Annotated in this window: 12 protein-coding genes; 11 read left to right on the plus strand and 1 reads right to left on the minus strand. The window is 62.9% G+C overall.

The features are described 5' to 3' along the window. Nucleotides 1-42: 42 nt before the first annotated feature. From EJ078_RS19675 to EJ078_RS19725, 11 genes are all read left to right on the plus strand, one after another. Nucleotides 43-453, plus strand: a complete 411-nt coding sequence (locus tag EJ078_RS19675) for a hypothetical protein (RefSeq protein WP_095823439.1) — start codon at nucleotides 43-45, stop codon at nucleotides 451-453. Next, nucleotides 443-859 carry a type II toxin-antitoxin system VapC family toxin gene (locus EJ078_RS19680; protein ID WP_127215380.1) on the plus strand — a complete coding sequence of 139 codons (417 nt, stop codon included), beginning with the start codon at nucleotides 443-445 and terminating at the stop codon, nucleotides 857-859. Before EJ078_RS19675 ends, EJ078_RS19680 begins: the two co-directional genes overlap by 11 nt. A 24-nt stretch (nucleotides 860-883) precedes the next feature. Beyond that, nucleotides 884-2,269, plus strand: a complete 1,386-nt coding sequence (locus EJ078_RS19685) for an aldehyde dehydrogenase family protein (protein ID WP_127215379.1) — start codon at nucleotides 884-886, stop codon at nucleotides 2,267-2,269. A gap of 16 nt (nucleotides 2,270-2,285) precedes the next feature. Next, nucleotides 2,286-3,458: an iron-containing alcohol dehydrogenase gene (locus tag EJ078_RS19690; RefSeq protein ID WP_127323967.1), complete on the plus strand. Its 1,173-nt coding sequence runs from the start codon at nucleotides 2,286-2,288 to the stop codon at nucleotides 3,456-3,458. A gap of 241 nt (nucleotides 3,459-3,699) precedes the next feature. Beyond that, nucleotides 3,700-4,806 (plus strand): ABC transporter substrate-binding protein, encoded by a 1,107-nt coding sequence (locus EJ078_RS19695; RefSeq protein WP_095800499.1) that lies wholly within the window; start codon nucleotides 3,700-3,702, stop codon nucleotides 4,804-4,806. A gap of 134 nt (nucleotides 4,807-4,940) precedes the next feature. Continuing rightward, the gene (locus EJ078_RS19700; protein WP_176477631.1) at nucleotides 4,941-5,786 is read left to right on the plus strand and encodes an ABC transporter permease subunit; all 846 of its coding nucleotides are present in this window, start codon (nucleotides 4,941-4,943) and stop codon (nucleotides 5,784-5,786) included. Then, nucleotides 5,783-6,574, plus strand: a complete 792-nt coding sequence (locus tag EJ078_RS19705) for an ABC transporter permease (RefSeq protein WP_095800497.1) — start codon at nucleotides 5,783-5,785, stop codon at nucleotides 6,572-6,574. The genes EJ078_RS19700 and EJ078_RS19705 overlap by 4 nt, the downstream gene beginning before the upstream one ends. Before the next feature lie 26 nt (nucleotides 6,575-6,600). Continuing rightward, on the plus strand, nucleotides 6,601-7,665 hold the full coding sequence (locus tag EJ078_RS19710) for an ABC transporter ATP-binding protein (protein WP_127215377.1): 1,065 nt from the start codon (nucleotides 6,601-6,603) through the stop codon (nucleotides 7,663-7,665). A gap of 171 nt (nucleotides 7,666-7,836) precedes the next feature. Beyond that, nucleotides 7,837-9,387, plus strand: coding sequence for a sodium:proton antiporter (locus EJ078_RS19715; RefSeq protein ID WP_208720791.1), 1,551 nt, complete (start codon nucleotides 7,837-7,839; stop codon nucleotides 9,385-9,387). 112 nt (nucleotides 9,388-9,499) lie between these two features. Beyond that, nucleotides 9,500-10,417, plus strand: a complete 918-nt coding sequence (locus EJ078_RS19720; protein WP_095823435.1) for an endonuclease/exonuclease/phosphatase family protein — start codon at nucleotides 9,500-9,502, stop codon at nucleotides 10,415-10,417. A gap of 7 nt (nucleotides 10,418-10,424) precedes the next feature. Further along, nucleotides 10,425-11,270: an EamA family transporter gene (locus EJ078_RS19725; protein ID WP_067002559.1), complete on the plus strand. Its 846-nt coding sequence runs from the start codon at nucleotides 10,425-10,427 to the stop codon at nucleotides 11,268-11,270. On the opposite strand, the gene EJ078_RS19730 is transcribed toward EJ078_RS19725, so the two are convergent. After that, a complete protein-coding gene (locus tag EJ078_RS19730) occupies nucleotides 11,257-12,492 on the minus strand; it encodes an MFS transporter (RefSeq protein ID WP_164750486.1) in 1,236 nt (411 codons plus the stop codon). The two genes, EJ078_RS19725 and EJ078_RS19730, sit on opposite strands and share 14 nt — an antisense overlap. Between the last annotated feature and the right edge of the window lie 4 nt (nucleotides 12,493-12,496).

The following is a 12,496-nucleotide window of genomic DNA, read 5'->3' on the forward strand; positions in this document are numbered from 1 at the left end:
CTAAAGCTGCAGTCTTGGCTGGTTGAGTTCGGGAACGTGAGAATGGGAAAGTATTCGCCTTTGCGTTCGTATCTTATGGCTCAAACCGGCGAGCGGGTTCCGATGTCGTTCAGCGACATCGAGAAGCTGCTTGGCGAAAAGCTACCGGCGTCCAAGCAGTATCCGGCTTGGTGGAGCAATAACCCCAGCAACAATCCAATGACAAAGGAGTGGCTGGCCGCGGGGTTCCAGACTGAGTCCGTCAATATAGCGGGCGAAAATCTGGTCTTTCGGCGCGTTCAGCCAGGTTCCGGCACTGCAAAGGGGTTCGGCGAATCGGCTCAGGCCGAGATCGGCGGGACACCGACACGGCACCCGATCTTCGGCTGCATGAAGGGAACGCTTACTATCCTCCCAGAGGTCGATCTGACGGAGCCTGTCGAGCAGGATTGGGGCAAGGTCTATGAAGACTGAGAACCTTCTGTTGGACACTTGCGCAGTCATCTGGATTTCGCAGGACGAACCGATAGCCGATGCGGCGACAACGGCTATCAGCAAGGCTCCTCAGTCCGGCACGCTGAACGTATCGGTCATGACGGCATGGGAGATGGGCATGCTGGTGTCGAAGGGCAGGTTGCCGTCCACGAAGACGCCCGACCGTTGGTTCGACGAGTTCGTTGAGGCGGCGGCCGTCACAGTGGAAGGGGTGACGCCACGTATTCTCATCGCGGCCTCCTACCTCCCAGGTGTCGTTCACAGCGATCCAATGGATCGAATTCTGATAGCGACCGCGCGGGAGCGCGATTTGACTATCGTAACCCGTGACAAGGCCATTTTGGCCTATGCCGCGCATGGTCATGTCAGAGCCATCGGCTGCTGAAAGAGTCAATTTGGAGACGTCTTCTTGGATACCGTAAAACTTAAATCACCCATCGATGGCTCGATCTATGCCGAGCGGCCGGTCGCGACGGATCAGGCGATCAACGCGGCGGTAGAGCGCGCCAGGGCGGCGCAGGAGAAGTGGGCCGAGACACCGGTCGCGGAGCGCGGCAAGTACATGCTGGCCATGCTGGAAGCGCTGGTCGGCATCAGCGACGAGATCGTGCCCGAGATCGCCTGGCAGATGGGGCGGCCGGTGCGCTATGGCGGCGAGTTCGGCGGCGTCAAGGAACGCACCAGCTACATGGTCGAGATCGCGGAAGCTGCGCTGAAGCCGATCATGGCCTCCAATCCGAAGGACGGCTTTCGCCGCTATGTCAAGAAGGTGCCGCTTGGCGTCGTGCTGGTGATCGCGCCGTGGAACTATCCTTATCTCACCGCGGTCAACACGATCGTGCCGGCGCTGATGGCCGGAAGCGCGGTCATCCTCAAGCATGCGGCGCAGACGCTGCTGGTCGGCGAGCGCTTCCAGCAGGCGTTCGACAAGGCGGGCCTGCCGAAAGGCCTGTTCCAGAATCTGGTCATGAACCACGACCAGACCGAAAGGCTGCTCGGCTCGGGCAAGATCGATCATGTCAACTTCACCGGCTCGGTTGCCGGCGGCCGCGCCATCGAGAAGGCCGCGGCCGGCACCTTCATGACGCTCGGCCTCGAGCTCGGCGGCAAGGATCCGGCCTATGTCCTTCCCGACGCCAAAATGGACCATGCGGTCGCCAATTTGGTCGACGGCGCCTTCTACAATTCCGGCCAATGCTGCTGCGGCATCGAGCGCGTCTATGTGCACGAAAAGGTCTATGACGAGTTCGTCGAAGGTTTTGTCGCCGAGACCAGGAACTATGTCGTCGGCAATCCGCTGGAGCAGGCGACGACCATGGGTCCGATGGCGCAGGCACGCTTCGCCGACCTGATCCGCGAGCAGAAGGCAGAGGCGCTGCGCAAGGGCGCCAAGGCGCATATCGCCATGAAGGTGGAAAACGACAGGCCGGGCTCGCCCTATCTGGCGCCGGAAGTGCTGACCGGTGTCGACCACCAGATGAGCGTCATGCGCGAGGAAAGCTTCGGCCCGATCGTCGGCATCATGAAGGTGCGCTACGACGAGGAAGCCATCGCGCTGATGAACGACAGCCCCTATGGGCTGACGGCCTCGATCTGGACGCGCGACACCGAGCGCGCCGTGGCGATCGGCGACCGGGTCCAGACAGGCACCGTGTTCATGAACCGCTGCGACTATCTCGATCCGGCGCTGGTCTGGACCGGCGTCAAGGACACCGGCAAGGGCGCGGCGCTGTCCGCCATCGGCTACGACAACCTGACCCGGCCGAAATCCTATCACCTGCGCGAAGCGATCTGAATTCGAAAGACAATCCATGTCCAAGCTCACCTCCAAATGGAACTACCCCACCACCGTCCGCTTCGGCGCGGGGCGCATCAAGGAACTGCCGGACGCGCTGGCTGCGGCAGGCATCAAGCGCCCGCTTTTCGTGACCGACCCGGGCCTGGCGAAGCTGCCCGTCGTCGCTTCGACACTGAAGATCCTCGACGATGCCAATGTGCCTTATGGCGTCTTTTCCGAGGTGAAGCCGAACCCGGTCGAGTCCAACCTGATCGCCGGCATCGCCGTGTTCAAGAAAGGCAAGCATGACGGGGTCGTCGCTTTCGGCGGCGGCTCGGCGCTCGACCTCGGCAAGCTGATCGCCTTCCAGGCCGGGCAGGCGCGTCCGGTATGGGATTTCGAGGACATCGGCGACTGGTGGACGCGCGCCAACTCGGAGGCGATCGCGCCGATCATCGCGGTGCCGACCACGGCGGGCACCGGTTCCGAGGTCGGCCGCGCCGGCGTCATCACCAATGAAGAGACCCACACCAAGAAAGTCATTTTCCACCCCAAGCTTCTGCCGGCGATCGTGATTGCCGATCCGGAGCTGTCGGTCGGCATGCCGCCCTTCATCACGGCCGGCACCGGCATGGACGCGCTCGCCCACTGCCTCGAAGCCTATTGCGCGCCGGGCTATCATCCGATGGCCGACGGCATCGCCGTGGAAGGCATCCGGCTGGTGTTCGAGAACCTGCCCAAGGCCTTCGCCAACGGCAAGGATCTGGTCGCCCGCGCGAATATGATGAGCGCGGCCGCGATGGGCGCGGCCGCCTTCCAGAAAGGGCTGGGCGCCATCCACTCTCTGTCGCATCCGATCGGCGCGCTCTACGACACCCATCACGGCATGACCAATGCGGTGTTCATGCCCTATGTCCTCGCCTTCAACCGCGATGCGATCGAGGATCGCATCGCGCGGCTCGCCGCCTATTGCGGCATCAAGGGCGGCTTCGATGGCTTCGCAAAAGCCGTCATCAAATTGCGCAAGGAGCTCAAGGTGCCGCATGCGCTGCCCGGCCTGATCAAGGACCTCGACATGGACAAGAACCGCAAGACACTGATCGCCGACATGGCGGTGGTCGATCCGACCGCCGGCGGCAATCCGGTCAAGCTCACCAAGAAAGGGGCGCTTGCTCTGCTCGAAAATGCCATCGTAGGGTCTGTGTAAACCAATTTGCAGCGGAAAGTTGATCTGGAAACGAGGGGAAAGGAAAGGGCAACGGGCGGAATGCAAGGAGGAGAATAATTAGCCGGAAAAAGAATCGCGAAGCGATTGCTACAGCCGGTTAAAGAGAGTTTACTTTTTCGTGTTGCGGGGTGCCGCTTTCACAAAGCTTTCATCTGGCTGTCACACGAAAACGATACCGCATCGCAGGCGTCCAATGGCGTCAGTTCAACGGAGAGAACACATGTTCAAATTCACGGGGAAAGTGCTTTCCCTTTCGGCCGCGGCGCTGTTTGCGTCGACGGTGATTTCGTCCGCCGACGCGATGGACGATCTCGTCAAGGCGGCGAAAGCCGAGGGCCAGCTCACCACCATCGCGCTGCCGCACGACTGGTGCGGCTATGGCGACGTCATCGCCGGCTTCAAGGCGAAGTATCCGGAGATCACCGTCAACGAGCTCAACCCGGATGCAGGCTCCGGCGATGAGATCGAGGCGATCAAAGCGAACAAGGACAACAAGGGCCCGCAGGCACCTGACGTCATCGACGTCGGCCTGTCCTTCGGTCCGTCCGCCAAGAAGGACGGCCTGATCCAGCCTTATAAAGTCTCGACCTGGGATTCCATTCCGGACAGCGCCAAGGACGCTGACGGCTACTGGACAGCCGACTATTATGGCGTGCTCTCGTTCCAGGTGAACAAGGATCTGGTCAAAGAATCGCCGACCGACTGGGCCGACCTGCTGAAGCCTGAATTCGCCAACTCGGTTGCCCTTGCCGGCGATCCGCGCGCTTCGAACCAGGCTATCCAGGCCGTCTACGCCGCCGGCCTTGCCAGCGGCGCTGCCGCTGGCGAAGCCGCAGGCACTGCCGGGCTCGAGTTTTTCAAGAAGCTCAATGCCGCCGGCAACTTCGTGCCGGTCATCGGCAAAACCGCGACGCTCGCCCAGGGCCAGACGCCGATCCTCGTCACCTGGGACTACAACGCGCTCTCCGGTCGCGACACGCTGAAGGGCAATCCCCCCGTTGACGTCATTGTGCCGAAGACCGGCGTTGTCGCCGGCGTTTACGTGCAGGCGATCAGCGCTTACGCGCCGCATCCGAATGCGGCCAAGCTTTGGCTGGAATATCTCTACTCCGACGAAGGCCAGATCGGCTGGCTGAAGGGCTATTGCCACCCGATCCGCTTCAACGATCTCGCCAAGAACGGCAAGGTTCCGGCGGATATGCTGGCGAAGATGCCTCCGGCCGAGTCCTATGCGGCCGCGGTGTTTCCGACGCTCGATGAACAGGGCAAGGCGAAAGAAGCCATCACCAAGAACTGGGACGCCGTTGTCGGCGCAAATGTGAAGTAAGCATCAATATGGTCCGGGCGGCCCGATGGCCGCCCGGACTCCTTCCCAAAAACGGTAGCCGGCGCATGACCGATCTCTCGGTTTCCAATCAGGCAATTGCGGGCAAGGCCGCGCCCCCCGGCGAAGCGCGCGCAATGCGGCTACCGACGCAATGGCTTGGCGTAACGCCGTTCTTCGTCTTCGCCGTCATGTTCCTGATCCTGCCCACGCTCTACTTGATGCTGGGCGCCTTCCAGAACGAGGCGGGCGAGTTCACCTTCGCCAACATCGTCGCGCTTTTTTCGGCCAACATCGTTGCCGCCTACTGGATTTCGATAAAGGTCAGCCTGGCGTCATCGCTGATCGGCGCCTTCGCCGGTCTTGCCATCGCCATCGCCATCGTGCGCGGAGGCCTGCCCAACTGGATACGGTCGGGGACGCTGACGTTTTCCGGTGTCGCGTCCAATTTCGCCGGAGTGCCGCTGGCTTTCGCCTTCATCGCGACCCTAGGCCGGCTGGGCCTCGTCACCGTGCTTCTCAACACGCTGGTTGGGTTCAACATCTATGCGCATGGCTTCAACCTGCTGTCGTTCTGGGGTCTGACGATCACCTATGTCTATTTCCAGATCCCGCTGATGGTGGTCATCATCGTGCCGGCGATCGACGGACTAAAAAGGGAATGGGGCGAAGCCGCCGCCACGCTCGGCGCCACCCAGGCGCAATACTGGCGCTTGGTGGTAATCCCCGTGCTGTGGCCAAGCTTCCTCGGCACCGTGATCCTGCTCTTCGCCAATGCCTTCGGGGCGATCGCCACCGCCTATGCGCTGACCGGGTCCTCGCTCAACATCGTGCCGATCCTGCTCTACGCCCAAATCCGCGGCGACGTGCTGCACAATGCCCATCTCGGTTACGCGATCGCCTTCGGCATGATCGTCATCACCGGGCTTGCCAACATCTTCTACATCTGGTTCCGGACGCGCTCGGAGAGGTGGCTGAAATGAAATCCGGCAGGTTCTGGGCCTGGGTCGTCTTTGTCCTCGGCGCGGCGTATTTCTTCATCCCGCTGATCGCGACGATCGAGTTCTCGCTGCGCATGCGCCGCGGCGTCTATTCCCTGGACGCCTACAAGGTCGTGCTCGGCGACAGCCAGTTCCAGGCGACCTTCATGTTTTCGGCGGTCGTCGCCATCTTCACCATTCTCCTCGGCGTGCTGATCGTCGTGCCTACGGCCTACTGGATCCGCCTTCGCATGCCGCAGATCAGGCCGATCGTCGAGTTCATCACGCTGCTGCCGCTGGTGATCCCGGCCATCGTCATCGTCTTCGGCTATATCAGGATGTATGGGTCGAATTCGCCGCTGCCGTTCCTGGCAACCAATCCAGGCGCGAATGCTCTGCTGGTCATCGGCTATGCAACGCTTGCACTGCCATACATGTACCGCGCCGTCGACACCGGGCTTCGCACCATCGACGTGCGCACGTTGACGGAAGCGGCGCAGATCCTGGGTGCCGGCTGGGGCACGATTATCAGCCGCGTGATCCTGCCCAATGTGCTGATCGCGGTGCTTTCGGGCGCATTCCTGACCTTCGCCATCGTGATCGGCGAATTCACCATGGCCAGCCTGCTCAACCGGCCGGCATTCGGCCCGTATTTGCAGAATCTTGTGGCCAACCGCGCCTATGAGCCGGCGGCGCTGTCGATCATCGCGTTCGTCATAACCTGGGGCTGCATGTCGCTGATCCAGATCTTGTCCCGTTTCGCGCCGAAATCGGCGAACCGCCCCAATTGAGCGAAGTACCGACCGAAAGAAAAGCCATGGCCGAGCCGTTCCTCTCCATCCAGCATGTGCGAAAGTCCTTCGGCGCCACAACCGTGGTCGAGGATTTCAACCTCGATGTCGCGCCGGGCGAATTCGTCTCCTTCCTCGGTCCGTCCGGCTGCGGCAAGACGACGGTGTTGCGCATGGTGGCCGGCTTCGAGGAGCCCTCGGCCGGCAAGATCGTGGTTAGCGGCAAGGACATCACCAGGCTGAAGCCCAACCAGCGCAATATCGGCATGGTGTTCCAGGCCTATGCGCTGTTTCCCAACCTCACTGTGGCGCAGAATATCGGATTCGGACTGAAGGTGGCGGGCATGCCCAGGGCGGCCATCGATTCCCGTGTCGCGGAGATGCTCGACATCATCAGGCTGCCGCAGATGGCCGACCGCTATCCCTACCAGCTCTCCGGCGGCCAGCAGCAGCGCATCGCGCTGGCGCGCGCCATTGCGCCGAAGCCGAAGCTTTTGCTGCTCGACGAGCCGCTGTCGGCGCTGGACGCCAAAGTGCGCATTTCGCTGCGCGAGGAAATCCGCTCGATCCAGAAGAAGCTCGGCATAACCACCATCTTCGTGACGCATGACCAGGAAGAGGCGCTGTCGATCTCCGACCGCATCGCGGTCATGTATGGCGGCAAGGCCGAACAGGTCGGCACGCCGTTCGAGATCTACAACCGGCCGGCGACCAAGTTCGTTGCCAATTTCGTCGGCACGCTCAACGTGCTGGAAGGCAAGGTCACCGATGCCGCGTCCGGCACGGTGCGGGTCAACACGCAGGAAGTCTCGCTGAAGGGAAAGCTCAACGGGTCGAAGTCCGGCGACACGCTGTCGCTGGCGCTGCGGCCCGAAGCGATTTCGCTCGGACGCCAGCCCGGCCACGACACCAGCCTTTCGGGCGAGATCGCCGAGGTGCATTTCCTCGGCTCGGTCATCCGGGTGCGCGTCGGCATCGGCGGCAACACGGTATCGCTCGACACCTTCAACAACTCGGCGACGCCGCCGCCTGTCGTCGGCGAGAAGGCGGACATCTCGTTCTCGTCGGGCGACATGCTGGTGCTGCACTAGGGTGAATGGTGAATAGTGAATAGTGAATGGTAGTCAGCGAAGAGAGCACTTTACGTGCTCGAATTATCTCTGATGATGCCCATTCACCATTCACCATTCACCATTCACCATTCACCATTCACCATCGCTTTTTGCAGTGCCAAAGGCCTGGTTCCATCGCTACGATGAGTCATGGCGCTTTTCGAGCTCACCCTCATCCTGCTTCTGATCGCCGTCGGGCTGACGGCGTTGTCGCGATGGCTGGGGATACCTTATCCCTCCCTGCTGGCCTTGGCCGGAGTGGGGATCGCCTTTCTGCCAGGTGCGCCGACCATCGAGATCGACCCGGAACTGGCGCTTGCCCTGTTCATCGCGCCGGTGCTTCTCGATGCCGCCTATGATACGTCGCTGCGCGACCTGAAGCGCTACCGGCTGTCGCTGGTGCTGCTGGCGTTGGGCGCGGTTGTCTTCACCACCGTGGTCGTCGCCTTCGTCGGCTGGAAAATGGCCGGTCTGCCGATCGCGGCGGCGATCGCGCTCGGCGCCATCGTCGCGCCGCCGGACGCCGTGGCGGCGAGCGCCGTGCTTGGCCAGTTCAAGGTGCCGCACCGCCTCAACGTCATCCTGCAAGGGGAGAGCCTGCTCAACGACGCCACGGCACTTCTGATCTACCGCATCGCCGTTTCGGCCGCGGTCGGCTCGGTCATGCTGAGCGATGCGGTGCCGGTGATCCTTTTGTCGACGGTCGGCAGCGTCGCCGCCGGCTATCTGTTCGGCCGCCTCTCGCTGCTGACGCTGACGCGCATCGAGGATGCGGCAAGCAGCACCGTGGTGCAGTTTGCCGGAACCTTTGCCGTCTGGATCATCGCCGACAGGATCGGCCTTTCCGCGATCATCACCATCGTCGTCTATGCCATCACCATCGCGCGCACCGCGCCGCGCCAGATGTCGGCCAGACGCCGCGTCAGCACCTACTCGGTCTGGGAGTCGGCAGTGTTCGTGCTCAACGTGCTGGCTTTCGTGCTGATGGGCCTGCAGGCCCGGTCGATCGTCGGCAGGCTCTCCGGCGATGGGCAGGGCGATGAATTTGTCTTCGCCGCAACGGTGCTGGCCGTTGTCATCGTGGCACGCCTCGTCTGGGTGTTTGGCTACGTCGCGATCATACGGCGGTTCGCCCGCTTCGACAGCAAAGAGCAAAGGCGGGATGCGCCGACATTCGGGGGCGCCTTGCTTGTCGGCTGGTGCGGCATGCGTGGGCTGGTGAGCCTGGTGGTGGCCATTGCACTGCCGGCCAATTTCCCTGGCCGGGACCCGATCGTGCTTGCCGCCTTCGCGGTCGTGCTCGGCACGCTGGTGCTGCAAGGCATGAGCTTGAAGCCGCTGCTGCGCTGGCTCAATTTCGAAGAGGATACGACGATAGATCGCGAAGTGGCGCAGGCACGCGTTGCCATCATGGAAGCCGCGCTCGACGTCCTGAGCCGCAAGACGTCTGCCGCTGCGGACGTCGTGCGCGAGCAGTACGAGGCCCAACGAAAGATCGCCGAGAATCCTGAGGATGCGCAGGCGGCCACCGAATACGACCGGCTGCGCCTCTATGCCATCAAGCGGCAGCGCGATAGGCTCGAAGAATTGCGCCGCGACGGTACGATCGGCGACGAAGCCTATCACCGTCTGGAAGAAGAAATCGACTGGTCCGAGCTGGCAGCATCGTCGGCGGGGCGGTTCCAGTCGCTCACGACCTAGACGATGCCGGGGTCGGCGGTCATGACTGGACCATTCCGCATGTCGATGGCGTCCATTGCAACGCGATGGCCGAGGCGCTAGTGCCGTGGCCGGATATTCAGCCGGTTAATCGATGAAGCTGGTCAGCTACAACATCCAGTACGGCTACGGCAGCGACGGCCGCTACGATCTGGCGCGCGCCACGCGCCTCGTCGACGGTGCCGACATCATCGCCCTGCAGGAAGTGGAGCGGCACTGGCAGCGCAGCAACGGCGACGACCAGCCGAAAATCCTGTCCAGGCTGCTGCCCGACTATCACTGGGTCTACGGTCCGGCCTTCGACATGGACGCCAGCGAAAAGCGTGATGGGCGCATCGTCAACCGCCGCAGGCAGTTCGGCACGATGCTTCTGTCGAAGCTGCCGATCGTCTGGTCGCGGCTGCATGCGCTGCCGCTGCGCCGCACGCTCAAGCCCCTCAACACGCGCACCGCCGCACTGGAGTGCATGATCCGGACGCCGGCGGGATCCGTGCGGGTCTTCTCGCTGCATCTTGCCCATATCGCGGCCGAAGAGCGGCTGGAGCAGATCGACTATCTGCTCGCCGAACAGCGCCGCGCGCCGTCCGATGGCGGTCCCTGGAGCGGCGCCGATGACGAGCCGCAGCGCAACTGGGCGAATGGCGAGCCGGAGCCGGAAAACCCGCTGGCGGCGATCTGGCTCGGCGATTTCAACATGGAGCCGGGAAGTGCGGAATACCGGCGCATCGTCGGCAGCACGCCCTATCATCGCGGCGCCGTCTATATCGACGGGTTCGTCGATGCCGCAGCCGTCGCCGCCAAGCCGGTGGCGGACTTCCACACGCATGAAAAGATCATCGAGGGCAAGCTGGCGAAACGCCGGCTCGATCATTGCTTCGTTGGCGGCGTGCTGGCCGGGCGGGTGCGTTCCGTGAGCGCCGATATCGGCGAAGTGGCCTCCGACCATTTCCCGCTCAGGGTCGATATCGATCTGGAAACCCCAGGCATCGCCGCTAGGCTTGCAGGCGGGTGAGGCGGGCATGACGCTTTTCGTCTTCCTCGCGGTGCTGTCGGCGGCCGCCATGCACGCGATCTGGAACGCGCTGGTCAAGGTGCACCTCGACCGCTTCCTGTCGATCACCTTGATGACGCTCGGCATGGGGGCTGCGGCGCTGCTGGCGCTGCCTTTCGTTGAAGTGCCGAAAGCCGAGGTCTGGCCATTCATCCTCGCCTCGGTCTTCTTCCATATGGGCTACCGGACGTTTCTGATCGGCGCTTACAAGGCCGGCGATTTCGCTCAGACCTATCCGCTGGCGCGCGGTACCGCGCCGCTGCTCTCCGCGCTCGGCGGCATCGTTCTGCTCGGAGAGATACCGGCGCCACTCTCCATCTTCGGCATCGTGCTTCTGTCGGCAGGCACGCTGGTCATGTCGTTTCGCGGCGGTGTGCATCTTGAACGGTTCAATCTGCGCGCCGTCAGCTTCGCGCTCGGCACATCGATCTTCATTGCCAGCTACACGCTGTCGGACGGCAGCGGCGCGCGGCTGGCGGCAACCGCGCAAAGCTATGCGGCCTGGCTGTTCGTCTGCGACGCCCTCTGGGCGCTGGTGCTGTGCATCGCCTTTCGCGGGCCGCAGTCGCTGCCCCTGCTGGCGCGGGACTGGAAGGCGGGCCTCTTCACCGGCGTGCTGAGCGGCGCCGCCTACTGGATCGTGATGTGGGCGATGACCAAGGCGCCGATCGCCTCGGTCGCGTCGCTGCGCGAGACCTCGATCCTGTTCGCCATGCTGATCTCGGTGCTGGCGCTGGGCGAGAAGATGACGGCATGGCGCGCCGCCGCGGCGCTGGGCATCGTCGCGGGCGTGGTGGCGCTCAGACTGGGCTGACTTCCCGGTCGATCACGGTCATGACCTCGCCACGCTTCTCGGGGCTGAACCGGATGACGACGATGATGCAGACGGCGACCACGCCGGCAAACAATGCCAGCGCATAGCCATAGCTGCCTCCCGGCGCTTCGGCGATGCCGGCCTGATATGGGCCGCCATAGGAGGCCGCCAGATTGCCGGCCTGGTAGATGAAGCCAGGCAAGGTCGCCCGTACAGAGCCCGGCGATAGCTCGTTGAGATGCACCGGAATGACGCCCCAGGCGCCTTGCACCGCCACCTGCATGATGAAGGCGCCGAGCGCCAGCATGAACGGCGTCGTCGTATAGGCCCAGAGCGGAATAGCCGGCAGAGCAATGACGCAGGCGAGCGTGATGGCGTTTACACGGCCGATTTTTTCCGACAGCGCGCCGAACGCCAAGCCGCCGACAATGGCGCCGATATTGGCGACGATGGTGATCCAGCTCACCGTGTGCGGATCGAAGCCATGCTGCTTCTTCAGGAAGGTCGGGTACAAGTCCTGCGTGCCATGGCTGAAGAAGTTGAAGAACATCATCAGCACCACGGCATAGAGCGCGATGCCCCAGTGCTTCTGCAGCGTTACGAGAAGACCCGGCCGCGCCTGCGCCCGGCCTGAGACGAAGGCGGGCGATTCCGGCACGTGCGAGCGGATGAAGAGCACGATCAGCGCCGGTACGAAGCTCAGCAGGAACATGGCGCGCCAGCCGAAGGTGAAATCGCCGATCGTCTGGCCGTAGAGCAGCCCATAGACAACTGCCGCCAGCAGATATCCCGCCGGATAGCCGCATTGCAGTATGCCCGAAACCATGCCGCGGGCGCTGGGCGGAATGGATTCCATGGCGAGCGAGCTGCCAAGGCCCCACTCGCCGCCCATCGCGATGCCGAACAGCGCCCGAAGGGCCAGGAATATGCCGAGATTGGGCGAGAAGGCGGCCAGCGCCCCGATCACCGAATAGCTGACGATGTTGAGCATCAGCAGCGGTTTGCGCCCATGTCTGTCGGCCAGCATGCCGAACAGGAACGCGCCGATGAATCGCGTGGCCAAGGTCAAGAACAGCGCCTTGGAGACCGCCGGGACATCGGTGTGGAATTCAGCGGCGATATCGGTGAGCAGGAATGTCAGAAGGAAGAAATCAAAAGCGTCGAGCGTCCAGCCCAGGAAAGATGCGACGACGGTTTTCTTCTGCTCCGAGGTGAGACTCAAATCG

Origin of the sequence: Mesorhizobium sp. M1A.F.Ca.IN.022.06.1.1, from assembly GCF_003952605.1 — a bacterium.
GTDB lineage: Bacteria > Pseudomonadota > Alphaproteobacteria > Rhizobiales > Rhizobiaceae > Mesorhizobium.

Coding starts and splice junctions, on each gene's coding strand:
- EJ078_RS19675 (WP_095823439.1), top strand. CDS start 43: ATGGGAAAGTATTCGCCTTTGCGTTCGTATCTTATGGCTCAAACCGGC.
- EJ078_RS19680 (WP_127215380.1), top strand. CDS start 443: ATGAAGACTGAGAACCTTCTGTTGGACACTTGCGCAGTCATCTGGATT.
- EJ078_RS19690 (WP_127323967.1), top strand. CDS start 2,286: ATGTCCAAGCTCACCTCCAAATGGAACTACCCCACCACCGTCCGCTTC.
- EJ078_RS19695 (WP_095800499.1), top strand. CDS start 3,700: ATGTTCAAATTCACGGGGAAAGTGCTTTCCCTTTCGGCCGCGGCGCTG.
- EJ078_RS19700 (WP_176477631.1), top strand. CDS start 4,941: ATGCGGCTACCGACGCAATGGCTTGGCGTAACGCCGTTCTTCGTCTTC.
- EJ078_RS19705 (WP_095800497.1), top strand. CDS start 5,783: ATGAAATCCGGCAGGTTCTGGGCCTGGGTCGTCTTTGTCCTCGGCGCG.
- EJ078_RS19710 (WP_127215377.1), top strand. CDS start 6,601: ATGGCCGAGCCGTTCCTCTCCATCCAGCATGTGCGAAAGTCCTTCGGC.
- EJ078_RS19715 (WP_208720791.1), top strand. CDS start 7,837: ATGGCGCTTTTCGAGCTCACCCTCATCCTGCTTCTGATCGCCGTCGGG.
- EJ078_RS19720 (WP_095823435.1), top strand. CDS start 9,500: ATGAAGCTGGTCAGCTACAACATCCAGTACGGCTACGGCAGCGACGGC.
- EJ078_RS19725 (WP_067002559.1), top strand. CDS start 10,425: ATGACGCTTTTCGTCTTCCTCGCGGTGCTGTCGGCGGCCGCCATGCAC.